Genomic DNA, 25,083 nt, shown 5'->3' on the forward strand with positions numbered 1-25,083 from the left:
CTGCTATTACGATCGTTATATGGCAAGTTCACGGGATCGGGTCGTCATGGGGGCGGCCGATCTGATCCGGCGACGGGGGCTGGCTGGCAGCACCGTCCGCGATCTGGCCGCGCACTCCGGGGCTCCGCTGGGCTCGACCTACCACTACTTCCCCCGCGGCAAGCAACAACTGGCCGCAGAGGCCGTACGGTATGCCGGTGACCTGGTGTCCACGGCGCTGGCGGGCGAGCTGGCGGCAGGGCCCGTGGCCGGGTTGCGCGCCTTCCTGGCCTTGTGGCGGCAGACGGTGCTCGACAGCGACTTCCGCGCGGGCTGCCCGGTGCTGGCCGTGGCGGTCGAGGAGCCTCCCGCCGAGGGCGAGGCCGAGGCGATCGCCGCCGCTGCCGCCGTCTTCGCAGCCTGGGAGAGGCTCCTGGTCGAGGCGCTGCGCGAACACGGCGTCGCGGACGCCGGACCGCTGGCCACCCTGATCGTCGCCTCAGTGGAGGGCACGGTGGCCATGTGCCGGGCCAAGCGTGACATCCAGCCGCTGGACGACGTCGCGGCCCAGCTAGAGCAGCTGCTTACGGATCGCCTCGGCTCGCTCGGCTGAGAAGACGCCGCTGTCGAGCAGATCCAGGATCGACAGCACGCCGCCCCGCGAGCCCCAGCTGCCCTCCTCGATCACCCGGAAGTTCACCCACCACCCCGGCGGGGCCTGTTCCAGCCCGCACGCCTCAGCCATGGCCGCCAGAACCCGCGTGATCACGTCTGCGCGGACGTCCGGGGCCCAGTCGGCCTCCATGACGGCCACGTCGATGTGCATGGCGTCGGCTCCCGAGTCGCTGAGCAGGGCGCCGCCGATGGCCATCATGTCCGGCGCGGACTCGGCGAAGTGCACCTGGAAGCCCGCCCGGGCGGCCTCGACGAACCGGCCGACCTCAGGCACCAGGACAGCGTCGGTAAGCGTGCGGGCCAGCCTGCGACGCTGCTCGCCGGTGAGCCGTCCGGCGGGTGCGGTAACGGTGATGACGGTCATTGGCCTGCTCCTTCTATGACGCTCGTTATATTCCAACTATAACGAGCGTCATAGAGAACTCTGAGCAGCTGAACCGCCATCGTGACGGAGACGGCAATAGCCGGGTCCCCGGTGCCGCCCGCAGTGGTCCCCGAGCAGCACCTGTCCGCTCGCGCCGCCAGGTCAGGAGCAGGTTTCGGGCCGGTTGCGACGTCCATACGCCGGCCGGACACGCGGCCGCCAGGATCCGGTGGGTCGGTCAGGTACAAACGACACAACCTCGATCCCAGCGGCCAGCCGTTCGAATTTGACTCAGCGGCTGAGGCCGGGCCCGCGGTCGACGTCGCGGCTGGGGGGCGGCCGGTATGCCTGGCGGCGCTCACGCTCGCGCTGCAGCCCGGGCATCGGGCGGGTGGGGTCATCACCGCGGGTGGCAGCCTCGCGCTGGCGTCGGGCGTGCTCGGCGCGGGCGGCGCGTTCGAGCTCGCGGCGGTCGAGCGGCAGGCCAGCGCGCCGCCGGCGCTCGCCGTGGAGGGCGGCCAGCTCTTGCTGGGCGAGCTGGTGGGCGTGGCGGGCGCGGTGCGTGGCGTCGTCGACGTGGCAGGCCCGGGCCCAGCCCATCCAGCGCGCGCTGCAGATCGGCCTCGCGCCGGCTGAGCTGGCGGAGCTGCTCACGACCGTCGAGGACGCTCTGGCGAGTCTGCTAGCTGGTCAGCCGCTTGAAGGTCTGTAAGCCACGTGAGGCAAGTAGGGCTGTCCGCGATGGCGCCGGTGGACTGTTGAGGGGTCAGTTGATCCACCCAGTACTGCGGCATCGACCCGTGATCCCCGCCGGAGCCAGCGGAGTCTGTCAACATGTCCTGATGAACGTATCTCGATGCGATTTGCTGCGCTGGCAGTTCGACTTCACCTGGTCGTTGTTCGATTACCACCTGGAACGCCTGCAACCTGCGGACTTTCTGTGGGAACCCGCCACTCTTTGCTGGACTGTGCGCCCCGACGCCACTGGAACATGGGTGCCCGACTGGGCGGAGACCGAGCCCGATCCCGTCCCGGTTCCCACCATCGGCTGGTTGAGCTGGCATATCGGTTGGTGGTGGAGTGTGACCATCGATCACGCTCAGGGACGCAAGCCTCGGGACAGGACCGAGATCACCTGGCCGGGTGATGGAACGAGCGCCGTCGCATGGTTGCGTGATCTCCGCGCCACTTGGCTGACCGAGCTGGATCGCCTCACCGACGCCGACCTGGACGCCCCGGCGCCCCCCTTCCCTTGGCCACAGGACTCTGAGCACACCGTCGCCCACGTGATCGCCTGGGTCAACTCCGAGCTGATGAAGAACGTCAGCGAAATAGGCCAGCTTCGCATGCTGCGAGCCGCGTTCTCGGAGCGAGTTCTTCTCAACCTGGGATCGATCTGATCAGCCTGCCGCCGGCTCGGTGAACCGGGCTTCCAGGTCGGCGGTCATCTGCGTGAGCAGGCTGGTGTTCTCCTGCCGGACCGCCTGCGGCCCGACCTTGTCGATGCCGGCAACTTTCGTGATGCACTCGTCGGCAGCCTGGGCCATCGTGGCGAACTCCTTGCGGGCGATCGAATGGGGGTTTGCGGCCTCGAAGGTGGTGGCGCGGTGCATTCCTTGACCGATGTCATCGCCGCTCGTGCGGCGGACATCGCGTCGCGGGCGCTGAACTCATCGCCGTGTCCGTGGCGCATGTAGCGGGTGACAGAGATCCGGCGCCGGGCAGGGTCGGTCGAGGGCATGAACCTTTCCAGGCGGTCGCCCCGGTTGGCCGCGATCAGGCGGACGAGGCGGACGGCCCTCGCCACCTGCGCCAACGGGCTGGCCCTGCAGCCGCCGGCACGGTCCCAGATGACCGGTCCGTTGGCGGCGTACCTGGTCAACGGGCCGCTCAACATCGCCTGATCCCGAGCGTCCTCGCCCCGGACCACGACCCGCCGTCCTGCCCCCCGGAGCAAGGGCTGGTAGACCCCGGCACGCTCCGACCGCCCGGGCCGGGCGGAGCCGCGTACGCCCGGCCCACCGGACGCAGATGATCAGCACTATCTGCGATAGCAGCATCCTGTTGCGGCTACCGCCAATGTCCGGTCCGATCCTCCCCGAAGGCCATCCCCTCAGAGGGCGGGTCGCGGGGTGTGCCCTGGCATGGCGAAGGCTTCCCATGCGTCGGTCGGCACGGGAAGCCTTGAAAGGGAAGGATCGTCAGCGTGAGGGCGCGGCGGCGAGCACGTCCTCGGTCACCATCACCGGGCGTCCGCCGACGCGGCCAGCAGCGCGGGGCGGCGTCCAGGCCCTCCAGGGTGCGCTCCTGAATCAGGTCGCGCTCCGTCTCGGCGGCCATGGCCGCGACCATGAACAGCATCTTGTCCGCGATGCTCTGCCCGTTGGGCTTGTGGATGCCGGCGCAGATGCCGGTCAGGATGTGCAGGTTGATGCCGCGCGGGGCCAGGGCGGCCTGCAGCTTGGGGCGGTCCTTGCGGCGGGTTGAGATGGTCTCCTCGACGATCTCGCGGCAGTCGGCGGCGTTCAGCAGCTCCAGCTGCGCGGCGTGGTCCTGGCCTCGCAGGTATCCCCATTCGATGCCCAGCCGGTAGGGGTGTCACCGAGGTGAGCCCAGAAGCCGCCACTTGTTGGTCTTGGAACCCGGACGGCTCGTTACGGGGTGTCGCCCGCGAGGGTGCTGACACGGTTCGCGTACTCGCGACGGGCCTTGCGCTGTGCTAAGTCGGCGACCTTGCCCGGCATGTCGAGGACGACCGGCAGTTCCGGGGGCGGGTGCCCGTGTCGGCGGCCGTGTGCTCGGGCAGGAGGTCGGCGACGGCGGTACGGATGGCGCCGCGGCTGACGTGGTGGTCGCGGGCCAGACCGGCGATTGACTGGCCGCCCAGGTACGCGGCGCGCACGGCGATCGCCTTCGCTGCCGTGACGGCCGGGCGTCGACCTGAAGTGTGTTTCCCGGGCGAACGCTCTTAGGGGCGTGGAGGATGCGGGGGCGGGGCCGGCATGCGTACCAGGGTTCATAGATCTCCAACTCGAGCCGACGGACGTCCTCACCACCGGGGCTGGAGTTCTTGTTTCAGCCGCCGGTGAACACGCGGCCGTCCGGCATCAGGAGGGCGGTCGAGTGGTAGTTGCGGGGGATCCTGGCCCTGGCGAACGGTTGCTGGTCCCACGTCCAGCCTGCGGCGGTGCGCACCGGCCGTTGCTCGAGATGGTCTGTTTCAGGATGCCTTCTGGTCGGCGGCCTTCTCGATCTCGGTGGTCACCCGTGCCCCTCGGAAGAGCACCGGGAGCCACAGGAGACATGCCAGCAGGGGGACCGCGGCGTAGGTGGCCATGCCCACACTGGAGCCCAACCCGTCCATGAGCGCGCCGAGGATGAGATAGCCGATGCCGATGAGCGCCGACTCCACGAATGCGATCATCGACAGCAGGCTCGCCCGGTGGCGCGACGGCACTGCCTCGTTGAACACGTTGTCCACGATCACGGCGGTGATCTCGGGAATTCCGGCCAGGGCCAGGAACGCGGCGATGGTGACCCAGACAAGGCCGAGGCCGCTCAGGCCGAGCGCCACGGCGAGCGTCACAAGAGACACCGGGACGATGGCCCGATACCCGATGCGCCGGTCCGCGCGGTCCGACAGCAATGGAGTGAGCCCGCCGGCGAAGAATCCCGCCGATATGACCACGCTGACCAATGCGGTGCCCGCTCCCTGATCGGAGAGGGTCTTCTGCGTAAAAATGATGTACGGCGTCAAAGTCGCATGCATCAATCCGGACACCACGACAAGCGTCACGAGCGCCGGCGTGGCGACCCGAAGCATCGCCCGCCATGCTGTGGCGTCGCCGTGCTCCTCCTCGGCTCCGTCCTGCTCGTCCACCGCGTCCGCGCCGCGGATCTCGGGCACCCGTGACATCAACACCACCACGGCCAGGACGAGGCACGCCGCCGAACCGACGTAGACGACTCCCCAGGAAATCTGCTGCAGTTGGCCGCCGAGGACGATGGCGGCTCCCGAGGTGACCGTCCCGAGCATGGTGAACCGGGACTTGATCTTGACGTAGCTGGCCGTTGCACCACGACGCACGAGCAGGTCGTACAGCAGGGCGGTGTCCGAACCGGACACACATGCCATGCCCACGCCCTGCCCGATGAACAGCGCCAGGAACACCCAGTAGTTGGAGAACGCCAGCTGACCGAGCAGACATCCAGCTATCAGCACCTGGCCGATCACGATGCCGGCGCGCCTGCCGATTCGGTCAGCGATGACTCCCGTCGGCAACTCCGCAAGTCCGCTGACCAGGTAGAGCAGTGTCTGCAGTAGGGCCACTTGCCCGGCGGAGAAGCCTTGCTGCTGAAGGAAGAGGACGAATACGCCGCGCTGGAACAGCGTGTTGGCGAGCACGGCGTACACGTAGAACGGGCGCGTGACACTTCGTGCTGCATCGTCGACTGCAGCCGACCCGCCAAGGGCCTCCGTGGTACCGGTCATGCTGCGGGCTCCCTGGTGACTCCGGTGATCATTGGTGTTGGGCCTCCGCCGCCGACCGGAACCTCCAGTCCATACTTCGCGCAGGATATTGGGCCGGCCATCCGGGAACCGTTGCCAGCGCCGCGGCCATCTTCGGTGGAGGTGTCAAATGCTGGAAACAGTAGCTCCATTGGAAGACCTGCACGCTGGTGGACTGGGCCGCCGGCCGCACCTTCGTCTGGGTCGACGACGAAATCACCGACCATGACCGAACCTGGGTAGAGGCCCACCACCCAGGACGATCGCTCCTCCACCGCGTCGACCCGCGGTACGGCCTCACGGACACCGACTTCGCCGCCCTCGACCAGTGGCTCCAGCTCCACCAGGGCTGACTACCTCACAGCCAGGTCCAGGATCTTCCCAGAGGAAGAGCTCACCCGTACGACATCGGCATGCAGTACGGGCCTGCGGCTATCCGGCCTCGCCAAGGCCCCTGCGCAGGTCCTCGGCGAGAAGGTCTTCGATCTCGGCCTCGGCCTGATCTGGGCCAGCAACGCGGACCTGCGGGCCCCCACCCGGCCCACGACGAAAGCCCAACGTCACACCGACGACACTGAGCTGACCGGGTGACGACTCCGCCGACTACGGGGTTGAGGAACCCAGGAACAGCGGTTGGCGTCCAGAATGATCTTGAGCGGAACGTGACGTCCGGTTTCGGTGTGTGATCGTCTCGACTTCGAGATTCGGGCATCTGGCGCGATCGCCGCTTTGACGATGATCAGTGGTATCTCTACCGTTGTCACCCACGCCTGTGGGGTTTTTCTCTGATAACCAGGTCAGGGCGTAAACGGCGTTCGAGGAGCTGCCGTCGCTGTCGGCTCTGGAGAAGTTCTTCTTCCTGGACGCGTTCGATCGGGACGGTCCGTTACAAGGGGCTGTTCCTGGAGGATCCGCTGGCGGTGCCGTGGCCGGTGGTGGACTATCTGGCCGAGCAGCTGGGAATCCCCGCCACCAGATCAGGGGTGATCATCCAGGCCAAACTACCGCTTCACGAGGCCGAATCCAAGAATCGGGCTACTGCTGGCCATCCTCATCCGCGCGGGAATCGCGTACGCTGCGACGCTGCACTGGCGCGAACGCCACTACTCCGCCGGTTGAGGGCCAACTGCGGCCGGAGCGCCTTGTCAATAGCATGTAATCCACAGCTTGCATGCCCGTGGTCGACAGTATTGACCGTCGAACGAAAACACAGGGGAAGTGCCTTGTTTATCTCGCGCACGCCGGTACATTCATGACCATGAGTAGAGGAATCTTGGCCGCTGCCACAGCGGCTGCGTCTTTCGCGCTAATTTCGCTCACGCCCGGTGTCGCGAAGGCCGATCCCCCGCCCAGACTCTGCCACTCCACCGTGCATAAAACTACCGACTCGGTAATGGCAATCTGCTACAAAGGATCGGGGAAAGTGCGCGCCATCGCAATATGCACCAATGGCTCCACCAAGAAGGCCGTTCTCGGCCCTTGGAAGCCCATCGGCAAGTATTCGACCGCTTACTGCCCGGACAAATACCCCAAGGTCGTGGGCGGTAGATACAGCATCAGGACGTACTGAACCTCGCCGCCTGCCGCGTTCCGCGCCCACCGTGACCCGCACGACCTCCGAACCCGACGCGTTGTACGGCTGGACAGCCCTCGTCACCGCCCTCGCACAGCGCCTCGATACCGGGGTTGAGGAACCCGCGGACAGCCGTGGGCGGTTACCGCGAGTAACTTAGCTGGACGCTCCGGCAGGTCGTCCTGCGGTTGATCATTTCCGTTCAAGATCTGGCTTCAATCGCCGGGCTTAGTGGCCGTGACCGCGTCCCACATCGCGTCGGCGTACACCCACAGCACCTCCCGGGCGCGCACCTGGGCCCGGTCGAGCGGGTCCAGCTGCGCCAGCAACGCCGCGTCCAGCTCGGCGAGGTCGTCGGCCAGGTCGATCAGGTTCTGCTGGTGGCGGATGTTCCATGCATCGCTGTCGACTGTCACGACCGCCACGGTACGCCGCCGCCCAGGACGTAGCCAGGGCCGTCGTCGAGCACAGGACCACAGGCACCTGCTCCGCGCTCAGCCCGGCGGCTGCTGGCCGAAGGCTCTCCTCGGCCAGCGATGCGCCGGAGAGGCCACACCGCCGCTCGTCGGCCACCTTGAGATGTGGATCACACTTCTTCGGCCCCGCGTCACACTCAATCCCTTGCATCCGTCGTAAGAGGCGACTGGCAGAAAAGTTAGGCATGACAAAGGAGAAGCACGTGCGATTCAAGCGCTACACGACGGCGGCATTCGCTGGCATTGCCGCCGCCATGCTCATTGCTCCAACGGCTGCCTCGGCCGAGGCGAGCACGTCCGGAACGGCGGTAGCGAAAGCGGCCCCGGCGAGCACACTGGCCATCATCTGCCCAGCAAAGGTCCTCAGAACTACCTCGCGCTGGTTCCTAACCTCCGACGGCTTCGTCCGCTCCGGGTTTTTCCGGAAGGGCAGCCGGCTCAGCATTTACCAGGGAGAGATTCGCAAGCTTCCCAGCGGGGAGGTAGGCGTGAAGACGACCACGGTGGTGGGTCCCGTTCGCGCCTGGGTGAACCAGGGCGACATCGCCAGGACCGGCGAGGCTTGTCGTTCTTAGCCGCTTCTCACCCACCGCCCGCCGGATTCGGTGGTCAGCGGTGGGACGGCCGGGTCGTCGTTCTCCAGCGCCCGGTACAGCGTGGAGCAGCCGACGCCGAGCTCCCGGGCGATCTGGGCCGGCAACCGCTCGCCCAAGGCCTTCTCCTGTGCGCGCCGCTGCCGTTCGGCTTCCTGCTCGGCGAGGTGGCGCTGCCACACCGCGGCGGCCTCGACCGGCAGGAGCACGGCCTCGTTGCGGCCCGGGCCGCGCCGGGTGAGCGTCACCGGCTCGCCGCCGCCGGCCGCTTCGATGAGCTCGGCCAGGCGGGCGCGGGCGTCCCGAATCCCGATCTTCTTCATGATCCGCATTGTGTACACAACCGAACGTCGTTCTAGATCGTTTCACGCTAAGGCGGGCGGTCACCGGCGTCTGGCGTGTTTGGTCATGAGGTCGGCCAGCCGGTCCTGCAGGGTGCGTTCTGGCTGGTCCGCAGCGTCGGCGGTGCGCGCGGTGCCGGCGGCGCGGGCCTGCTGCGCGACCGGGCGCGTCGGGCCGGGCGTGCCTGGTAGCCGGCTGCGGGAACTATTGTCGTGCTTGGCCACGAGGGTGGCCAGCCGGTTCCGCAGGGGGCGCGCACCACCGTGGCGGGCCGGGCGTCGACCGGCGCCTTGTGAATAGGGTGAGGGCCTTTCGGTTGTGTGGATTGCGCCATCTGCCCGCCAACCAGGAACGGGTTGCGCCGCGATCTGCACGCGGAACCGGCCAAGCTCGACACCAGCGGCCGGCGGCCGCTGCGGCCTGCGCAGTTGCGCGGTTTGGGGCCGACGCCCTGAGCGGCCCTGCGCCGCGCTGCGAGACAGGCGCGGGCGAGGGGTGACGGCCCGCGCTGTGCGTGGGCCATCGTCGTGCGTTATGGCCCGACCTGAGTGAGGGCGGCGACGCTCGTCGTCCACCCCTCCTGCGGCCCCGCCGAGGAGCTGGAGCATCCGCAGGCGGCCGCCATGGTCTCGGCGCCGAACGCCACGGTGCGGCCCGCCGGCGGTCCGTGGCCCCTCGAACGCGGTCCGCGGCTCTCCGTCCTCGGCGAGGAGGGGGCATCCTTCGAGGCTCGAGCCGGCCTCCTCACCCCCGCTGGTGGTGCGTGAGCAGTTGAGTGAGCAGGCGGGTCAAGGTCCGCCGGTCCTCGGCCGGAAGCGGTCCAAGCAGGTCGTCCTGCACCTTGTCAAGCGCTCGGTCCATGCGTCGCAGTTGCCGATCACCCGCCGTGGTGAGGGTCACCATGTTGCGCCTTCGGTCATCCGGGTCCGGCGTCCGCTCGACGAGACCCTGCTCAGCCAGTTCGTTGATCGCCGCCACGACGTCGCTGCGGTCCATGTTGCACCGGCGGCCAAGCACGGCCTGACTGGCCACCCCGAACTCGTCCAGCGCGGCCAGGATTCGGTAGTGGTAGCCACGCGCCCCCACCTCGCCGAAGCCGTCGGACGCCAACCGGTGGGCGTGCACTGCCAGCTGGGTGAGCAGCCAACTTGGCTTCGCGGTCAATCGTGCGGGTGTCTCTTCCACGGCAACCACCCTACATCGTTGGCGCAGCCAATCAATCTATGTATAGTGGGTGGCGCCAATGTTGGAGTCGCCAACGAAAGGGACGTCATGTTTACGGATACTTTGCTCGCCGACCGTATCGAGATCGCCGACCTGTTCACCCGCTTCGCGCGCCTGCTCGACGAGAAGCGGTGGGAGGACGCAGACACCGTCTTCGCCGACGATGTGGCGGTGCACTCGCCGCGCGGGGGCGAACTGCACGGCATCGACAAGGTCGTCGGCTTCATGCGACAGGGTGAGGTCGAGGGGCAGCACACCCAGCACACGACTACCGACCTGCTGGTGAACGTCGAGGGCGACCAGGCGGCCGCCTCGGCGAACTCGCTCGTGTACTACTACCGCGATGGCCAAGCCCCCCACTTCACCGGCGGCCTGCGCATGACCTCAACCACCGTACGGACGCCGGCGGGCTGGCGATTCCGCGAGGTGCGGATCACGCCCGCCTGGACGCGCGAGAACTGATCTCTTTCCGGGAAGCTGTGGACACCCACGGGGGTGTGCCACGCACCACCGGCAAGCACGTCGTCTGTCCGAATGAATCCCCCTGGAGTCAAGACCATGATCAAGCCTTTCCGCATCGACATCCCCCAGGCCGACCTCGACGACCTGACCGACCGGCTCTCCCGTACCCGTTGGCCCAACGAGGTCGCCGACGCCGGGTGGGACTACGGCTTCCCGCTGGCGCGGCTCAAGGAACTGGCCGAATACTGGCGCACCGGCTACGACTGGCGCGAGCACGAGGCCAAGCTCAACGAGCTTCCGCACTTCACCACCGAGATCGAAGGCCAGAACATCCACTTCGTCCACGTCCGGTCTTCGAAGCCGGACGCGCTCGCGCTGGTCCTCACCCACGGCTGGCCCGGTTCGTTCCTGGAGTTCCTCGACGTGATCGAGCCGCTGTCGCGCGACTTCCACCTGGTGATTCCGTCCATCCCGGGTTACGGCTTCTCCGGGCCGACCCACGAGCGCGGCTGGGATGTCGTCCGGGTCGCGCGGGCCTGGGCTGAGCTGATGCGCCGTCTCGGGTACGAGCGCTATGGCGCGCAGGGCGGCGACTTCGGCTCGGGCATCTCAATGGCGCTCGGTGCGGTGGCACCCGAGCAGGTCGTCGGGGTGCACGTCAACTACCTGCCGACCCGGCCGGTCCCGGACGCCGACATTGAACTGTCCGAAACGGATGAAGCTCGGCTGGACAAGATCCGGCAGCTTATGGCGAATCGTCCGCCGTACCAGGCTCTACAGGCCCTCACCCCCCAGACCATCGGCTACGCGCTGACCGACTCGCCGGTCGGCCAGCTGGTCTGGATCGCCGAGCGCTTCGCACAGTGGACGGACCCTCGCTCGCAGATCAGTGACGATCGGATGCTCACCAACATCTCGCTGTACTGGCTGACCGCCACCGCGGCTTCCTCCGCACGGCTGCACCACGATGCTCCGCGGCGGATCGAGCCGTGCCCGGTACCGGTTGGCGTGGCGGTGTTCGCGCACGACATCACGCAGTCGGTGCGACCGCTGGCCGAGCGGCTGTACGACATCAGGCACTGGTCGGAGTTCGAGCGCGGCGGCCACTTCGCCGCGATGGAGGTGCCGGAACTGCTCGCCGAGGACATCCGGGACTTCTTCCTCACCCACATCAAGTACGACTAGCGGGTCGCCACCCGCCAGGAGGCCTTCGACAGGGCTCCGACGCCGAGCCCACCGCGCCCGCCGCGGTCGGCGACACCGTGCGCATCGCCGACGCGGCGCGGCCGTGCACCTGTGGGTGGCGGCCGGCGCGCGGTCGGGGATGGACCTGACCGCAGGACGCCCGCCAGCATGGTGACGAGAGTTCGTGCTGCGGAAGGCGCCGTCATCGATCGTGTTGCGTGCGTCGTCACCCCGTGCCGATCGTGGGATCGCCGCCGGTCCCCCCGTGGCCGTTCACCGTCTCGACGGCCTCGAGGTCCTGGGCATAGTGCTCGATCGCTCGCCGGTACCGGCGTACCTGGGGGTCCTGACTGGTGGTTGCGAGCAGCACCAGCAGGATACGCATGGCCTCGTGATGGTGGCGGGTGTTGTACAGGGCCATGGCGAGGAAGGCCCGTAGGGCGGCGTCGCCGGGGAACTCCTCGGCGCCTTGGCGGAGGGTCTTCTCCGCCTCCGTGTGGCGGCCGAGAATCCGGTAGGTGCTGCCAAGGCCGAGGAGGGCGCCGCGGCGGTCCTCGTCGGTGAGGTGCGATCCGGCGAGGCTGCGCTCGTAGAAGGGGACGGCGTCGGCTTCCAGGCCCAGGACGTCGTGGACCCAGGCCGTCTGGTAGGCGATCTCGGCGTCGTCGGGGTGTTCGGCGGCCAGGTCCAGCAGCCGCGAGCGGGCCTGGTCGGCATGGCCCTGTTCGCGGAGGCGTACGGCTTGCGCCAGCTTTGCGTCCCGCGGGTTCCCGACGTGAGGCCGCGCCCGAGGCAGGAGGAACACCAAGATCACCGCGATGACGGCCGCGGTGAAGGTGGCCAGCGACGCCATCGCCAGGGCATGGCCCGCGGATGCGGTCCTGTCGGTGGCGGCAGGGTCGAAGCTGGTGAAGAACACCGCCCCGATGACCGCGACGCCCAGCGCGCCGCCGATCTGCTGGGCGGTGGACAGCGCGCCCGAGGCGACGCCCGCGTCCTCCAGGTCGATCCGGCTCAGCACGGCGTTGAGTGCGGGTGTGATCAGCAGCCCGCCGCCGGCGCTCTGCAGGACGAGCGTCGGGATGACCGCGGCCGGGGTGTACGGGATGCCGCTGATGAGGAGCAGCGCGGTGGCGGCGTAGCCGAGCGCGAGCACGATCGCTCCGACCTCCAGGACGCGGCGGCCGTGGCGCGGGACCAGCTTGCCGGCGATGAGGCTGAAGACGAAGAAGGTGACCGCCGCAGGCGTGTAGACCAGGCCGGCCGCAATGGCCGACTGCCCCAGCCCGTCCTGCAACGAGACCGACAGCACGAGGTAGTAGGAGGTCAGCATGGTGTAGATGACGAAGATCAGGGCCACACCGACCGAGAAGGGCCGCGACCGGAACAGCGAGATCCGCACCAGCGGGGTGCCACCTCGCGCCGCGATCCGGCGTTCGAGCAGGACGAACAGGGCCAGGCAGGCAAGGCTCGCGGCCAGGCTGGCCCAAGCCCATCCGGGCCAGTTCGTCTGGGGGCCCTGGATGAGGGGGAACGTCACCAGGACCAGTGCGGCGCTGAGCACGGCCATGCCGGCCAGGTCGAGCCGGCGGGCGTGCGGCGCCGTGGACTCGGGCAACCGGTGGGCGGCGAGCAGCACCACGGCGAGCCCGATCGGCACGTTGATCCAGAACACCGACCGCCAGCCGGAGCCGAGCACGTCCGCGCCGATCAGCAGGCCGCCGGCCAGCTGTCCCACGATGGAGGCGGCCCCGAGCACCACCCCGAGCACGCCGAAGGCGCGATGCCTGTCCCGTTCGGAGACCACCACGGTGAGGAACACGTACGCCTGAGGCACCATCAGCGCCGCCCCCAGCCCCTGGGCGAAGCGGGCTCCGATGAGCAGGGCGGCGGTCGGTGCCAGCGCGCACACGACCGAGGCGCCGGTGAAGGCCGCCGTGCCGGCGATGAAGACGCGGCGGCGGCCGTACAGGTCGCCGAGGCGTCCCCCGGTGATGAGCAGGACCGCGTAGGTGAGCTGATAGCCGGCCAGGATCCACTGGAGCTCGCCCTCGCTCGCCCCGAGCTCCGCCTGGATCGACGGCCCGGCGACGATGACGATGAACGAGTCGAGGGTCGCCATGAACGCCCCGGCCAGCACGATCGAGACCGCACCCCACGACGTCTTCCGCACGCTCATGCCACCGTCTCCTCGCCCGCGGTCCCGGTCGTGATCCCGGTGGTGAGCAGGCGTGCCAGGCCTTTGATGATCTCGGTGGCCAGCACGGCCTGCCCGGCGGCGGCGAAGTGGATGCGGTCGGCGCTCAGCAGGTCCGGGCGGTCGTTGACCGGGTGGTCCCACATGTCGACCAGGACCGCGCCATGATCGGCGGCCAGGCCGCGGGTGATGTCGTTGACGCGGCGCACCCGCTCGCCCCAGTCCGCGAACCCCGGCACCACGAACGCGCGGCCGAGGGTGAAGGTCGTCAGCTGCGCCCCGGACGCGGCGGCGAGCTCGAACACCCGCGCCAGCGTGGTGGTGATGGCGGCGTAGTCCGGGACGGGCCGGAACAGGTCGTTGGCCCCGCAGGAGACATGGACCAGGTCGGGGGCGAATTCGGCGAGCCGGTCCAGCTGCGTGCCCAGCGTCCGGGCGGTGGTCGCGCCGACCTCGGCGGCCTTGAGGTAGGCCAGTTCGGGGTGGACGCGGCGCAGCACGTCGGCGACGCGGTCGGGCCAGCCGAGGCCGGCGTATCCGGGGCTGGGGTCGCCGGTCCCCGCCGCCAGGCTGTCGCCGACGGTGGCGAAGCGGCGCCAGGGCGCCCGGGCGAGAAGGTCTGCGGCACGTTCCGGCGGCAGGCAGAAGGGATCGGACTCTTCCGTCCGATGCGTTGTCGTGGTCACGAAATTAAGCGTACGATCGTTCGTACGTATTCACAACCGGGAAGGATCAGCATGACCACAGATCAACGCGTGGCGCGCGGAGCGCGCTCCAGGGTGGCCATCACCCGCCACGCCGTGGACGTGGCCTCCGTCGAGGGCTTGAGCGAGCTGAGCATCGGCCGCCTGGCCACCGACCTGGCGATGAGCAAGAGCGGGGTGGCGACGCTGTTCCGGAGCAAGGAGCAGTTGCAGCTCGCCACCATCGAGACCGCCCGCCAGGCGTTCCTGGACGCGGTCGTCCGGCCCGCCCTCGACGCGCCGCAAGGATCGGCCCGGGTGCGAGCACTCATCGAACGCTGGATCGCCTACGCCGAACAGCCGCTGTTTCCTGGAGGCTGCTTCTGGGCCGCGAACCTGCCCGTCTTCGACAGCCGCCCCGGCCCGGTCCGCGACGCGCTGCAGCGCCAGCGCCAGGCCTGGCTGGATCTGCTCGCCGAGCAGATCCAGCACGCCGCCCACGCCGGGGAGGCAATCGGCCGCGACGCCGATCTCACCGCGTTCCACCTCGATGCGGTGCTCACCGCGGCCAACACCGCCATGCGCCTGGGCGAACCGGACGCAGCGGACAAGGTGCGACGCCTGATCGACGAGCTCCTGTGAACGTCCGGCCGCTGCTGCGCCACGGGCCAAGACGAACGCGTCGATCGAACTGCGGCACGCGTCACGACGACGGCCTGCTCCGCACCCGAGCCAAGATCTCCGGTGACTTGACGAGCACGCTTTGGCATACCAGACATTTGCGTGTTTGATCTGTGGATGGCAAATTCCAAGATCCTCAACACCTTTGATCACAGCGCCGGAGAGATGGCGGAGAACCTCGTGATCCTCGCCGACGGGACGATCTGCGCGACGCTGCTGCTGGCGGGTGCCGTCTGGTTGTCCAGTGGTGAGCAGGAACAGGTGGTCCCGGAGCACACGGGCGCGATCGTGGTCGGGCTTGCCTCGGACGCCGACGACCGGCTCTATGCCGCTGTGCGCAGCGCGAGTGACACCGTGGCGGGAATCTGGCGGCGCGAGGCTCCCCACCGCTGGATTCGATTCGCCGCCGCGGAATCTCGGGCGGGGCTCAACGGCATTACCTTCGCCGAGGACGGCACTCTGTTCGCGGCAGACTCCGTCCATGGCGAAATCCTCTGCTGTCCCCCCGGCGATGACACGCTGCGGCTCTGGCTCGCCGACGAGCGCCTGGCGCCGACGTCGCCGGACGACCCGGTGTCGGCCACGGGCGTGAACGGGCTCAAGGTCTGGGACGGCGACCTGTGGGCGACCAACACGGCCCAGGGGACCGTCCTGCGCATCGGCATCGACGACGGGCGTCCGGGCGCGCTGACGCGGGTGCACACCGGCATACCCGCCGACGACTTCGCCTTCGACTCCGCCGGCACGCTGTACCTCGCCGTCCACCCACGCGACACCGTCCTGCGCATCACCCCGGACGGCGCCATGACGGTCCTCGCCACCGAGGCTGACGGACTGGACGGCCCGACCGCGATCGCCGTCATCGACGACGGGCTTGCCGTGACAAGCCTGGGAATGCTCGGCTCGAGGCATGAGCCCAACATCGTCCGCCTCACCCTGGACGTGGCCGGTCCCGCACTGCCCCGCCCGCGAATGCCCCGCTGACGACCAGGCGAGGTGCCGGGCCGGCGCGGCTGGACCCCGGGCGTGGCTGGCGTGGGCCGGCCCGGGGCGGGGGCTGGGTCCGGCCGGGGGGCGCCAATCCCGTCGGCCAGGCCGTGGCCCGCGGCCCTTTCCTTTCAGGGCCGCTGTCCGAGTGGCAGGATTCGAACCTGCGGTGCTCCTGCTCCCAAGGCAGGCGGGCTGACCAAGCTGCCCACACTCGGTGGTCAACGAATAAGCCGCCCCGGTAAATCCGAGACGGCTCTCCGAAACAATTCGAGGGTTTATCCGGAAAGCCTTCGCGGCGGCTCGGGAAGGGCCAGGAGGGTGCTCACTTCGCCGCCTTTCTCAGTTGCTGGACAATGTCCACGGTAAAGGCCTGATCGGCCCCGCGCCACATATTTAATTTTGCCCGCGGGATTCCGGGGTCGCCACGCGGAAGCGGGGCAGGGAGTCCGGATAGTTGTCCCTGACGTAGTTGACCAGGAACTCGCGTACGTCGCACTTGAGGTCCCACGAGGACGGCGAGTCCGCGGCGCTCATCAGGGCGCGCAGCTCCACCAGGCCGTTCGGCAGCACGTCGGTGACCTGGAGCGTCCAGTCCTTCTGGTCCCACAGCGGGTTGCCCTGCAGGAACTCGTACAGCGCCTCCCGCAGTTTCGGCACCGGCACCGACCAGTCCACGCGCAGGAAGACGACGGCGAGGACGCGGCTGCCGTGCCGGGTCCAGTTCTCGAACGGGTTCTGGGTGAAGTAGGACACCGGCAGGACCAGGCGGCGCTCGTCCCACAGGCGCAGGACGACGTAGGTGAGCGTCAGCTCCTCGATCCTGCCCCATTCGTCCTCCACCACGACCACGTCGTCGAGCCGGAGCGCGTCGCTGAAGACGAGCTGGAGGCCGGCCAGGGCGTTGCCGATGGTGGGCTGGGCGGCGATGCCGACGATGGCGCCCGCGATGCCCGCCGAGGCCAGGATGCCCGCGCCGAGCGCGCGGACCTGGGGGAAGGAGAAGAGCATGGCGCCGATCGCGATCACGATGATGACCGCGGCGGCGATGCGGCGGACCAGCGCGATCTGCGTCCTGATCCGCCGCGCCCGGCGGTTGCGCTCCCCTTCGACCAGCACCAGCCGGTCGAGTACGACGTCCGTCAGCGCGTACGACGCCTGCACGATCAGCCAGGTGACCGCGGCGATCGTGGCCAGGCCGAGCACCCGCTGCACGGTGGCCGCGACGCTCCGCTCGGTCAGACCGGAGCCGAACATCCCCGGCCCGAAGACGGCGTTGCAGGCCACCACGGCCGCCACCGAGAACGCGGGCCACGTGCAGTGCTCCACCAGGTGCCGGGCGAGCGCCCACTTGCGCCCGACCTTGTTCAGCACCCTTCGCACCAGCTCAACCAGGAGGATCGACCCGATCACCGAGATTACGAGAATCGGCCAGTCCGCCGGAGACTGCACGCCCTTGCCCCCAATGTCTAGAACGTCTCGTCAAAGGTCACATTGCCCTCAACTGCCACTTGATAAGCAGAGACCCGCCGTTCGAAGAAGTTGGCCAGCTCCTGGACGTCCTGCAACTCCATGAACGCGAACGGGTTCGCCGAGCCGTACCTCCTGGGCAGGCCCAGCCTGGCCAGCCGCTGGTCGGCGACGTACTCGAGATACTGGCGCATCTGCTCGACCCCCATGCCGGGCATGCCGTCCCCGCACAGGTCCTCGGCGAAGGCCAGCTCGGCGGCCACGGCCTCCTCCAGCATGAGAGTAACCTGCTTGCCCAGGTCATCGTCAAAGAGATCCGGTTCCTCCGCCCGCACCGTGTCCACCACGCTGAAGGCGAACTCCATGTGCATGGACTCGTCGCGGAACACCCAGTTCGTCCCGGTGGCCAGGCCGCCGAGCAGGCCCCGGGAGCGGAACCAGTACACGTACGCGAAGGCGCCGTAGAAGAACAGGCCCTCGATGCAGGCGGCGAAACAGATCAGGTTCAGGAGGAAGCGCCGGCGGTCGTCCCGGGTCTCCAGGCGCTGCAACGCGTTGATCGAATCGATCCACTTGAAGCAGAATTCCGCTTTGTCGCGGATCGAGGGAATGTGGTCGATCGCCGCGAAGGCCATCACCCTCTCGTCGGGGTCGGGAAGGTACGTGTCCAGCAACGTCAGGTAGAACTGGACGTGCACGGCCTCCTCGAACAGCTGCCTGCTGAGATACAGGCGCGCCTCAGGGGCGTTGACGTGCTGGTAGAGGTTGAGCACGAGGTTGTTGGCCACGATGGAGTCGCCGGTGGCGAAGAACGCGACCAGCCGGTTGATCAGGTGCCGCTCCTGGGGCGTCATCTTGGCCAGGTCGGCGAGGTCGGAGTGGAGGTCCACCTCCTCGACGGTCCACGTGTTGCGGATGGCCGCGCGATACCGTTCGTAGAAGTCGGGGTAGCGCATGGGCCGGAGGGTGAGGTCCATTCCCGGGTCGAGCAGCATGGAAGTCTCCTTCTACTGGCAGGCTTCGCAGGTCTCCGGGTTCTCCAGGGAGCAAACCGAAGCCGCGACGGTGGTCTGGGCGATGCGGGTGGCGGGGCGGGAGCGCAGGTAGTAGGTGGTCTTCAGGCCCCGCTTCCAGGCGTAGGCGTACATCGACGAGAGCTTGCCGATGGTCGGGCTGGCCATGAAGAGGTTCAGGGACTGCGACTGGTCGATGTACGGCTGGCGGGCGGCGGCCAGGTCGATCAGCGCCTTCTGCGGCAGCTCCCAGGCCGTGCGGTAGAGCACCTTGAGGTCGTCCGGGATGCCGGGGATCTCCTGGACCGAGCCGTCGGCCCGCTTGATGGCGTCGCGCATCTCCTGCGTCCACCGCCCGCGCGCCTGCAGATCGGCCACCAGATACCGGTTGACCTGCAGGAACTCCCCGGACAGGGTCTCCCGCTTGAACACGTTGGACACCTGCGGCTCGATGCACTCGTAGCAGCCGGCGATGGAGGCGATCGTGGCGGTCGGCGCGATGGCGATCATGAGCGAGTTGCGCAGGCCGGTCACCCCGATCTTCTCCCGCAGCGCCTGCCAGCGCGGCGCGGCCCCGGCGCCGTAGTGGTCCGGGTGCAGCACTCCCCCGGCCGCCCGCGTGTCGGCGTACGACGGGTGCCGGCCGCGCTCGGCCGCGAGGTCGGCCGAGGTGTCGTACGCGGCCAGCGCGATCTCCTCGGCGATCTGCGTGGACAGCTCCAGCGCCCGCGGCGAGTCGAACGGCAGTCGCAGCGCGAAGAACACGTCGGCCAGGCCCATCACGCCGAGCCCGATCGGCCGCCACCGCTTGTTCGCCGACTCGGCTTCGGGAGTGGGATAGAAGCCCAGGTCGATGGTCCTGTCCAGGAAGCGCACGGCCGTGCGCACGGTGCCGCGCAGCCGCTCCCAGTCCAGGTCCCGGTCACTGTCACCGCCGGCGAGATGGGCGGCGAGGTTGACCGAGCCGAGGTTGCAGACCGCGGTCTCGGCGTCGCTGGTGACCTCCAGGATCTCGGTGCAGAGATTCGACAGGTGGATGACGTTCTCGGGGCGGGCGGTCTGGTTGGAGGTGCGGTTGGCGGCGTCCTTGAACGTCATCCAGCCGTTGCCGGTCTGGGCGAGCGTGCGCATCATCCGGCCGTAGAGGGTCCTGGCCGGGAGCTGCCGGACGTACCGCCCGGCGGCCTCGTACGCGCGGTACGCCGCCGTGAACGCCTCCCCGTACAGGTCGGTGAGGTCGGGCACCTCCTTCGGGTCGAACAGCGACCAGACCTCGTCCGCCTCCACCCTGCGCATGAACTCGTCGGGCACCCAGTTGGCCAGGTTGAGGTTGTGGGTGCGGCGGGCGTCCTCGCCGGTGTTGTCGCGCAGCTCCAGGAACTCCTCGATGTCGGCGTGCCAGGTCTCCAGGTAGACGCAGGCCGCGCCCTTGCGCCGCCCGCCCTGGTTGACCGCCGCGACGGAGGAGTCCAGCGTGCGCAGCCAGGGGACGATGCCGTTGGAGTGGCCGTTCGTGCCCCGGATCAGGGAGCCGCGCGAGCGCACCCGGGTCCAGGCGATGCCGATGCCTCCCGCGTACTTCGACAGCCGCGCCACCTGCCCGTACCTGTCGTAGATCGCCTCCAGCTCGTCGCGCGGCGAGTCGAGCAGGAAGCACGACGAGAGCTGCGGCCGGCGCGCGCCCGAGTTGAACAGCGTGGGTGAGCTGGGCAGGTACGACAGCGTGGACATGAGCGCGTAGAGCTCGGCGGCCTCCGCGACCGACTCCGACAACCCGCAGGCCACGCGGAGGAAGAAGTGCTGCGGCCGCTCCAGCACCGCCCGCGTCTCGGGGTGGCGCAGCAGGTAGCGGTCATAGACGGTGCGCAACCCGAAATACTCGAACCGGTCGTCCGCCTCCGCCGAGATCAGCGCGTCCAGCTCGGCCGCGTGCGCGGCGACGAACTCCGCCAGCCCGTCCTGGATCAGCCCGGCCGCGTGGGTGGCGGCGATGGACTCGGAGAACGACCGCACCCCGTGCGCGGCCGCCTCGTCGGCGATCTCCTCGGCCAGCAGCCGGGCGGCGACCCGGGAGTTGGCGGGATCGGCGATGACCCGGGCGGCGGCCTCCTCGATGGCCAGACGACGGTCGATCCCGATGATCTGCGTCACGTGCTCTCTCCTCGCGAGCTCGTCCCCCGTGAGGGCGCGCGAGAGCACGACGGCAGGCAGCACCCGCCGGTTCGCTCCCCGGCCCTCCCTCGAGGCCATGGTCACTTCACGCCGGGCGGGCAGCCCGGCATGTCGCAGGCAGGTCTTCGGGCTCGCGGGCGCGCAAGTGCTCCTACTGGCCGTCGCTTCCCAGATCGCTCCAGTGCGAATGACGGCGGTCGTTCCCGCTCACCGCTGCGGGGCAGCCCCGGAATCGCACCGGGTTCCCTTTTACTCCGCCTCAGGAGAGGCGAACCAGCGACGAGGAGGATCCTACATCTAGTAGCCGTTCCCGCAACCGACCCAGCATGTTGTGGCTCAGGGCTTGTCGAGCAGTCCGAGATCCCGCAGGACGGCGCGGGTGCGCTCGACCTCGGAGCTCAGCCACAGCTCGAAGTCGTCGCCGCTCAGCGGGATCGAGACCCACCCCTCGGAGCGGCAGGCCGCGTCCCAGGCCGGCGAGCCGGTCACGTCGTCGCACATGCGGATGGCCGCCTCGCGCGCTCCGTCCGGCATGGCCAGGGGGCCGAAGGCCGCCACCCAGTCCGCGAAGTCCACCCGTACGCCGGACTCCAGCAGCGTCGGCACGTCCAGCTCCGCCACCCGCCTGGCCGAGGACACCGCGAGCACCCGGACCCGGCCCGCGCCGATGCCGGCGCGCCAGTCGGCGAGCAGGCCCGCGGCGGCCTTGGCCTTGCCGGACAGCAGCGCGGTGGCGGCCTCCTGGCTGCTGGGATAGCCGGTGTAGTCGACCTGCCTGGTGTCCGCGCCGAGCCCCTTGGCGATCAGCCCGAACAGCAGGTGGTCGGGCTCGCCCTCCGGCCCGCCCGCCAGCGGCATCTGGCCCGGCCGGGCGAGCAACTGGGCGCCGAAGTCCTCGAAGTCCCTGAATCGGGAGTCACCGGGTACGACCACGACCTCGACATCGCCGCTGAGCCGCGACAGCGGCGTCGTGGTGTCGAGGAGGGTCTGGGCGCTGTTCACCTCTGCGGCGGCCAGCGCGGGCAGGCCGGTCAGCGTGACCTTCGTGCCGGCGCCGATCTGGTATCCGGTCGCGCGGGCCACGTCGGCGAACACGTGCCCGACGCGTGTCCAGCGGCGCCCCTCCGGGTTGATCGAGAACCGGGCGCGCAGGCCCGGCACGCCTCCGGTGGCGCGTTCCGTGCCGCAGCCGGCCGCGCACGCGGCCACACCCAGCCCCCATGCGAAGAACCGTCGACGGCGCATGTGCCTCTCTCCCCCGAACTACCGCTTACTGGGGGTTATTGGCAATTTACGCAGAGATACACATATCTCTCACAAAGGCTTCTTCCCGGCCCCGGCCATGAGCGACGACGGCAGCGACCAGTCGCCGACCAGCTTGGGCCGGTCGGGACGCCAGTCGACGGCCTGTACGAGCCCTGGGGGCTCCAGCGGGAAGTCGCCGAAGAACGCGCGGATCTCGGCGGGCGTGCGGTCGGTGCCGGAGCCCGGATTCTCCGTGGCGGCGCCCCGGTATCGCTGACCGTCCTCCAGCCGGCCCATCGACGTGGCGTGGGTGATCACGAGGTAGCTGCCCGGCGCCAGCCTCTCGCACAGACGGGCCACCGCCCGCTGCGGCCGCGCCGAGTCCGGCAGGAAGTGCAGGATCGACACCAGGAGCACCCCGACCGGTTTGCGCAGGTCCAGGAACCTGCCCGCCTGGGCCAGCACCGCGTCGGGATCGAGGAGGTCCGCCTGAACGAAGGCGGCCCTGCCCGGAGTTCCGAGCAGGGCCCTGGCGTGTGCGGCGACGACGGGATCATGATCGACGTAGACGACCCCGGCCTCCGGCGCCACCTCGTGCGCGCTACCCTGGGTCGGCAGCCCGCTGCCCAGATCGAGGAACTGGCTCACCCCGGCGGCGGCGACGTAGCGCACGGCGCGCTGGAGGAAGGCCCGGTTCGCGTGGGCCAGCGGGACCGCCTCCGGGATCAGCTCGGCGAGCTGCTCGATGGCCTGGCGGTCGACCGCGAAGTTGTCCTTCCCGCCGAGCATGTAGTCGTACATGCGTGCGAGATTGGGCGTCTCATGGTCGAACTGCCGCACGTATCGAATTTATGCCGTCCGCAGCAAGATAACGAGGTTTGAGGCCAAATTGGCCTCTTTATTCGACCGTGACACTCTTGGCTAGATTGCGCGGCTTGTCCACATCGCGGCCGAGCGCCACGGCGGCATAGTACGCGAGCAGCTGCAACGGGATCGTGAGCAGGATGGGGTCGAGCTCGATCTCGTTCTTGGGGATCACGATCACGTCGTCGGCCAGCTTGGCGTCGGGCTCGCGGTGGCCGACCATGATGACCTGGCCGCCGCGCGCGCGGATCTCGCCGAGCGTGGTGAGGTTCTTGTCGAGCAGCTCGTCGTCGGGCACGATCGCGACCGTCGGCATGTCGGGGCCGATCAGCGCGAGCGGCCCGTGCTTGAGCTCGCTGGCCGGGTACGCCTCGGCGTGCACGTACGAGATCTCCTTGAGCTTCTGCGCGCCCTCCCTGGCCACCGGGTAGCCGCGCACGCGGCCCACGAACATCATGCTCGGGTGCTTGGCGTACTTCTGCGCCAGCTCGGCGATCTTGTCGCCCTGCGCGAGGATCTCCTCGATCTGCCCGGGCAGCCTGCGCAGGCCCGCCACGATGCGCCGCCCGTCGGCGGGCGACAGGTCGCGCACCCTGCCCAGATGCAGCGCCAGCAGCGCGAACGCCACCGACGTCGAGGTGAACGCCTTCGTCGAGGCCACCGACACCTCGGGCCCCGCGTGCAGGTAGATGCCGCCGTCCACCTCGCGGGCGATGGCGCTGCCGACCGCGTTGACGATGCCGATGACGCGGCCGCCCTTGCGCTTGAGCTCCTGCACGGCGGCGAGCGTGTCGTACGTCTCCCCCGACTGGCTGATCGCGACGTAGAGCGTGTCGGGGTCGACGACCGGGTTGCGGTAGCGGAACTCGCTGGCGGGCTCGGCGTCGGCCGGGATCCTGGCCAGCTCCTCGATGAGCTGCGCCCCGATCTGCCCCGAGTAGTACGCCGACCCGCACCCGATGATCTTCACCCGGCGGAAGGAACGCGTCTCACGGGCGTCCATGTTGAGGCCGCCGAGGTGGGCCACGTGGAAGCGCTCGTCGAGCCGGCCGCTCATCGTGCGCGTCATCGTCTCGGGCTGCTCGGAGATCTCCTTGAGCAGGTAGTGCTCGTAGCCGCCGGTGTCGTAGTGCCCGGCGTCCCAGTCGACGGTCAGCGGCTCCTTGGCCGTCTCGCGGGCGTCGCTGGCGAAAGTGTGGAAGCCGTCGGCCTTGAGCACGGCCAGCTCGCCGTCCTCCAGGTGGACGACCTGGCGGGTGTAGCGGATGAGCGCGGCCACGTCGGAGGCGGCGAACATCTCCTTCTCGCCGATGCCCACCACGATCGGGCTGCCGTTGCGCGCCACGACCACCTCGCCGGGCCGCTCGGCGTCGATGACCGCGATGCCGTACGTGCCGACGACGCTCTTGAGCGTCTTCCTGACCGCCTCCTCCAGGGTGTCGTTCTCGTCGACGGCGCGGGCGATCAGGTGCGCGAGCACCTCGGTGTCGGTCTCGGAGGCGAACGCCACGCCGTCGGCCTCGAGCTTGGCGCGCAGCTCGCCGGCGTTCTCGATGATGCCGTTGTGCACGACGGCGATGCGCTCGTCGGCGGACAGGTGCGGATGCGCGTTCACGTCGCTCGGCACGCCGTGCGTGGCCCACCGGGTGTGCCCGATGCCGAGGGTGCCCTTGAACCTCGCCGGCATCACCTTGGCCAGGTCAGCCACGCGGCCCTTGACCTTGCGCACCTTGAGCCCTCGGTTGGACACCACGACCCCGGCCGAGTCGTAGCCTCGATACTCCAGCCGCTGCATGCCCTCCAGCAGGATGGGGGCCGCGTCCCTCGGGCCGACGTAGGCCACGATTCCGCACATAGAGGTCTCCTCTTTATCCGTAAATGATCCTGCGCAGCTGCCGCAGGGACAGCTCGGGTGCCGCTACCCGGCGACCGCGTAATTCGCGGGCGATCCTCGGAAAGATCTCGTCGTTGGTGTGGCCGCGCGACTTCAGCTCTCCGTGACGGCGGCGGACGTACTCCTCGGCTGACTCGGAGAAGTACGACAGCACGTCGGCGACCACTCGCGCGGCCTCGCCCGGGCCCAAGGGGCTCGTCTCGGTGAGGTGAACGATGAGGTCTTCGTAGGGATGCCGGGCGGTGGACACAGAGGAGGACACTACGCATCTGGAACGAGACACGCCAACATGCTGCCCGATATCGGGCAGAAATTAACTCCAACAGCTCTCTAGAGGAGGTCGTTGCGGCCCCAATCTTTAGCGAACCACCCGCAAGTGACCGGCCGGCCGGCCACCCCAGGAAGCAGCCGATCGGGGCGGTCTCATGTGTATCATCCGACCCGTCTGACACATCCCTTTCGGGGAATGGCTACGGTGAGTAGTTGCATCGTGA

Annotated in this window: 27 protein-coding genes, 1 tRNA gene and 1 riboswitch; of the genes, 10 read left to right on the top strand and 18 right to left on the bottom strand. The window is 68.9% G+C overall.

The annotated features are described in order from the left end of the window. Window positions 1-19: 19 nt before the first annotated feature. The gene (locus ABN273_RS33190; RefSeq protein ID WP_349453027.1) at window positions 20-592 is read left to right on the top strand and encodes a TetR/AcrR family transcriptional regulator; all 573 of its coding nucleotides are present in this window, start codon (window positions 20-22) and stop codon (window positions 590-592) included. Here the strand turns inward: ABN273_RS33190 and ABN273_RS33195 are convergent. Both ABN273_RS33195 and ABN273_RS33200 read right to left on the bottom strand, forming a co-directional pair. Next, complete coding sequence (locus ABN273_RS33195) at window positions 551-1,018, bottom strand: tautomerase family protein (protein ID WP_349453028.1); 468 nt, start codon at window positions 1,016-1,018, stop codon at window positions 551-553. The two genes, ABN273_RS33190 and ABN273_RS33195, sit on opposite strands and share 42 nt — an antisense overlap. 291 nt (window positions 1,019-1,309) lie before the next feature. Then, window positions 1,310-1,672: a hypothetical protein gene (locus ABN273_RS33200; protein WP_349453029.1), complete on the bottom strand. Its 363-nt coding sequence runs from the start codon at window positions 1,670-1,672 to the stop codon at window positions 1,310-1,312. Window positions 1,673-1,860: 188 nt separating this feature from the next. Between ABN273_RS33200 and ABN273_RS33205 the strand changes: the two genes are divergently transcribed. Then, complete coding sequence (locus ABN273_RS33205) at window positions 1,861-2,418, top strand: DinB family protein (RefSeq protein ID WP_349453030.1); 558 nt, start codon at window positions 1,861-1,863, stop codon at window positions 2,416-2,418. Here the strand turns inward: ABN273_RS33205 and ABN273_RS33210 are convergent, their stop codons facing one another. Then, on the bottom strand, window positions 2,419-2,631 hold the full coding sequence (locus ABN273_RS33210) for a hypothetical protein (protein ID WP_349453031.1): 213 nt from the start codon (window positions 2,629-2,631) through the stop codon (window positions 2,419-2,421). Window positions 2,632-2,757: 126 nt separating this feature from the next. Between ABN273_RS33210 and ABN273_RS33215 the strand changes: the two genes are divergently transcribed. Then, window positions 2,758-2,922: a hypothetical protein gene (locus ABN273_RS33215; RefSeq protein WP_349453032.1), complete on the top strand. Its 165-nt coding sequence runs from the start codon at window positions 2,758-2,760 to the stop codon at window positions 2,920-2,922. Between the two features lie 815 nt (window positions 2,923-3,737). Here the strand turns inward: ABN273_RS33215 and ABN273_RS33220 are convergent. Continuing rightward, complete coding sequence (locus ABN273_RS33220; RefSeq protein ID WP_349453033.1) at window positions 3,738-3,920, bottom strand: hypothetical protein; 183 nt, start codon at window positions 3,918-3,920, stop codon at window positions 3,738-3,740. Window positions 3,921-4,238: 318 nt separating this feature from the next. Continuing rightward, a complete protein-coding gene (locus ABN273_RS33225) occupies window positions 4,239-5,510 on the bottom strand; it encodes an MFS transporter (RefSeq protein WP_349453034.1) in 1,272 nt (423 codons plus the stop codon). A gap of 188 nt (window positions 5,511-5,698) precedes the next feature. Between ABN273_RS33225 and ABN273_RS33230 the strand changes: the two genes are divergently transcribed. Continuing rightward, the gene (locus tag ABN273_RS33230; protein ID WP_349453035.1) at window positions 5,699-5,881 is read left to right on the top strand and encodes a hypothetical protein; all 183 of its coding nucleotides are present in this window, start codon (window positions 5,699-5,701) and stop codon (window positions 5,879-5,881) included. Window positions 5,882-7,316: 1,435 nt separating this feature from the next. Here ABN273_RS33230 and ABN273_RS33235 read toward each other — a convergent pair. Next, window positions 7,317-7,517, bottom strand: coding sequence for a hypothetical protein (locus ABN273_RS33235; RefSeq protein WP_349453036.1), 201 nt, complete (start codon window positions 7,515-7,517; stop codon window positions 7,317-7,319). Between the two features lie 263 nt (window positions 7,518-7,780). Between ABN273_RS33235 and ABN273_RS33240 the strand changes: the two genes are divergently transcribed. After that, entirely contained in the window at window positions 7,781-8,152 is a 372-nt protein-coding gene (locus tag ABN273_RS33240; RefSeq protein WP_349453037.1) for a hypothetical protein, read from the top strand. On the opposite strand, the gene ABN273_RS33245 is transcribed toward ABN273_RS33240, so the two are convergent. Then, window positions 8,149-8,493: a type II toxin-antitoxin system prevent-host-death family antitoxin gene (locus ABN273_RS33245; protein WP_349453038.1), complete on the bottom strand. Its 345-nt coding sequence runs from the start codon at window positions 8,491-8,493 to the stop codon at window positions 8,149-8,151. The genes ABN273_RS33240 and ABN273_RS33245 overlap by 4 nt on opposite strands. Window positions 8,494-9,060: 567 nt before the next feature. Between ABN273_RS33245 and ABN273_RS33250 the strand changes: the two genes are divergently transcribed. Next, entirely contained in the window at window positions 9,061-9,279 is a 219-nt protein-coding gene (locus tag ABN273_RS33250; protein ID WP_349453039.1) for a hypothetical protein, read from the top strand. Here ABN273_RS33250 and ABN273_RS33255 read toward each other — a convergent pair. Further along, on the bottom strand, window positions 9,257-9,697 hold the full coding sequence (locus ABN273_RS33255; protein WP_349453040.1) for a MarR family winged helix-turn-helix transcriptional regulator: 441 nt from the start codon (window positions 9,695-9,697) through the stop codon (window positions 9,257-9,259). The two genes, ABN273_RS33250 and ABN273_RS33255, sit on opposite strands and share 23 nt — an antisense overlap. Window positions 9,698-9,784: 87 nt before the next feature. Here ABN273_RS33255 and ABN273_RS33260 point away from each other — a divergent pair, with 87 nt between their 5' ends. Continuing rightward, entirely contained in the window at window positions 9,785-10,198 is a 414-nt protein-coding gene (locus tag ABN273_RS33260; protein WP_349453041.1) for a nuclear transport factor 2 family protein, read from the top strand. A 96-nt stretch (window positions 10,199-10,294) separates the two neighbouring features. After that, on the top strand, window positions 10,295-11,383 hold the full coding sequence (locus tag ABN273_RS33265; RefSeq protein WP_349453042.1) for an epoxide hydrolase family protein: 1,089 nt from the start codon (window positions 10,295-10,297) through the stop codon (window positions 11,381-11,383). Between the two features lie 226 nt (window positions 11,384-11,609). Here the strand turns inward: ABN273_RS33265 and ABN273_RS33270 are convergent, their stop codons facing one another. Together ABN273_RS33270 and ABN273_RS33275 are read right to left on the bottom strand one after the other, a co-directional pair. Beyond that, window positions 11,610-13,562, bottom strand: coding sequence for a tetratricopeptide repeat protein (locus ABN273_RS33270; RefSeq protein WP_349453043.1), 1,953 nt, complete (start codon window positions 13,560-13,562; stop codon window positions 11,610-11,612). Next, a complete protein-coding gene (locus tag ABN273_RS33275; protein ID WP_349453044.1) occupies window positions 13,559-14,266 on the bottom strand; it encodes an SGNH/GDSL hydrolase family protein in 708 nt (235 codons plus the stop codon). Before ABN273_RS33275 ends, ABN273_RS33270 begins: the two co-directional genes overlap by 4 nt. Window positions 14,267-14,317: 51 nt before the next feature. On the opposite strand from ABN273_RS33275, the gene ABN273_RS33280 reads away from it, so the two are divergent. Together ABN273_RS33280 and ABN273_RS33285 are read left to right on the top strand one after the other, a co-directional pair. Continuing rightward, a complete protein-coding gene (locus tag ABN273_RS33280) occupies window positions 14,318-14,905 on the top strand; it encodes a TetR/AcrR family transcriptional regulator (protein ID WP_349453045.1) in 588 nt (195 codons plus the stop codon). 141 nt (window positions 14,906-15,046) lie between these two features. Continuing rightward, window positions 15,047-15,928, top strand: coding sequence for an SMP-30/gluconolactonase/LRE family protein (locus ABN273_RS33285; protein WP_349453046.1), 882 nt, complete (start codon window positions 15,047-15,049; stop codon window positions 15,926-15,928). A 146-nt stretch (window positions 15,929-16,074) separates the two neighbouring features. Here the strand turns inward: ABN273_RS33285 and ABN273_RS33290 are convergent. From ABN273_RS33290 to ABN273_RS33325, 8 genes are all read right to left on the bottom strand, one after another. Further along, window positions 16,075-16,149, bottom strand: a tRNA-Pro gene (locus ABN273_RS33290). Window positions 16,150-16,327: 178 nt separating this feature from the next. Continuing rightward, a complete protein-coding gene (locus ABN273_RS33295; protein WP_349453047.1) occupies window positions 16,328-17,344 on the bottom strand; it encodes a mechanosensitive ion channel family protein in 1,017 nt (338 codons plus the stop codon). 56 nt (window positions 17,345-17,400) lie between these two features. Continuing rightward, window positions 17,401-18,396: a ribonucleotide-diphosphate reductase subunit beta gene (locus ABN273_RS33300; RefSeq protein ID WP_349453048.1), complete on the bottom strand. Its 996-nt coding sequence runs from the start codon at window positions 18,394-18,396 to the stop codon at window positions 17,401-17,403. A 12-nt stretch (window positions 18,397-18,408) separates the two neighbouring features. After that, on the bottom strand, window positions 18,409-20,664 hold the full coding sequence (locus ABN273_RS33305) for a ribonucleoside-diphosphate reductase subunit alpha (protein WP_349453049.1): 2,256 nt from the start codon (window positions 20,662-20,664) through the stop codon (window positions 18,409-18,411). A 21-nt stretch (window positions 20,665-20,685) separates the two neighbouring features. Then, a riboswitch (cobalamin riboswitch) is annotated at window positions 20,686-20,879 on the bottom strand. A gap of 43 nt (window positions 20,880-20,922) precedes the next feature. Beyond that, window positions 20,923-21,831, bottom strand: a complete 909-nt coding sequence (locus ABN273_RS33310; RefSeq protein ID WP_349453050.1) for a Bug family tripartite tricarboxylate transporter substrate binding protein — start codon at window positions 21,829-21,831, stop codon at window positions 20,923-20,925. 69 nt (window positions 21,832-21,900) lie between these two features. Continuing rightward, window positions 21,901-22,671 carry an SAM-dependent methyltransferase gene (locus tag ABN273_RS33315; protein ID WP_349453051.1) on the bottom strand — a complete coding sequence of 257 codons (771 nt, stop codon included), beginning with the start codon at window positions 22,669-22,671 and terminating at the stop codon, window positions 21,901-21,903. A 58-nt stretch (window positions 22,672-22,729) separates the two neighbouring features. Then, window positions 22,730-24,550 carry a glutamine--fructose-6-phosphate transaminase (isomerizing) gene (glmS, locus tag ABN273_RS33320; protein WP_349453052.1) on the bottom strand — a complete coding sequence of 607 codons (1,821 nt, stop codon included), beginning with the start codon at window positions 24,548-24,550 and terminating at the stop codon, window positions 22,730-22,732. 13 nt (window positions 24,551-24,563) lie between these two features. Continuing rightward, window positions 24,564-24,839, bottom strand: coding sequence for a hypothetical protein (locus ABN273_RS33325; RefSeq protein ID WP_349453053.1), 276 nt, complete (start codon window positions 24,837-24,839; stop codon window positions 24,564-24,566). Window positions 24,840-25,083: the final 244 nt, after the last annotated feature.

The sequence above is a fragment of the Nonomuraea sp. B19D2 genome, from assembly GCF_040137845.1.
Lineage (GTDB): Bacteria > Actinomycetota > Actinomycetes > Streptosporangiales > Streptosporangiaceae > Nonomuraea.

Coding starts and splice junctions, on each gene's coding strand:
- ABN273_RS33190 (WP_349453027.1), top strand. CDS start 20: ATGGCAAGTTCACGGGATCGGGTCGTCATGGGGGCGGCCGATCTGATC.
- ABN273_RS33195 (WP_349453028.1), bottom strand. CDS start 1,018: ATGACCGTCATCACCGTTACCGCACCCGCCGGACGGCTCACCGGCGAG.
- ABN273_RS33205 (WP_349453030.1), top strand. CDS start 1,861: ATGAACGTATCTCGATGCGATTTGCTGCGCTGGCAGTTCGACTTCACC.
- ABN273_RS33210 (WP_349453031.1), bottom strand. CDS start 2,631: ATGCACCGCGCCACCACCTTCGAGGCCGCAAACCCCCATTCGATCGCC.
- ABN273_RS33215 (WP_349453032.1), top strand. CDS start 2,758: ATGAACCTTTCCAGGCGGTCGCCCCGGTTGGCCGCGATCAGGCGGACG.
- ABN273_RS33225 (WP_349453034.1), bottom strand. CDS start 5,510: ATGACCGGTACCACGGAGGCCCTTGGCGGGTCGGCTGCAGTCGACGAT.
- ABN273_RS33245 (WP_349453038.1), bottom strand. CDS start 8,493: ATGAAGAAGATCGGGATTCGGGACGCCCGCGCCCGCCTGGCCGAGCTC.
- ABN273_RS33260 (WP_349453041.1), top strand. CDS start 9,785: ATGTTTACGGATACTTTGCTCGCCGACCGTATCGAGATCGCCGACCTG.
- ABN273_RS33265 (WP_349453042.1), top strand. CDS start 10,295: ATGATCAAGCCTTTCCGCATCGACATCCCCCAGGCCGACCTCGACGAC.
- ABN273_RS33270 (WP_349453043.1), bottom strand. CDS start 13,562: ATGAGCGTGCGGAAGACGTCGTGGGGTGCGGTCTCGATCGTGCTGGCC.
- ABN273_RS33280 (WP_349453045.1), top strand. CDS start 14,318: ATGACCACAGATCAACGCGTGGCGCGCGGAGCGCGCTCCAGGGTGGCC.
- ABN273_RS33300 (WP_349453048.1), bottom strand. CDS start 18,396: ATGCTGCTCGACCCGGGAATGGACCTCACCCTCCGGCCCATGCGCTAC.
- ABN273_RS33305 (WP_349453049.1), bottom strand. CDS start 20,664: ATGGCCTCGAGGGAGGGCCGGGGAGCGAACCGGCGGGTGCTGCCTGCC.
- ABN273_RS33310 (WP_349453050.1), bottom strand. CDS start 21,831: ATGCGCCGTCGACGGTTCTTCGCATGGGGGCTGGGTGTGGCCGCGTGC.
- glmS (WP_349453052.1), bottom strand. CDS start 24,550: ATGTGCGGAATCGTGGCCTACGTCGGCCCGAGGGACGCGGCCCCCATC.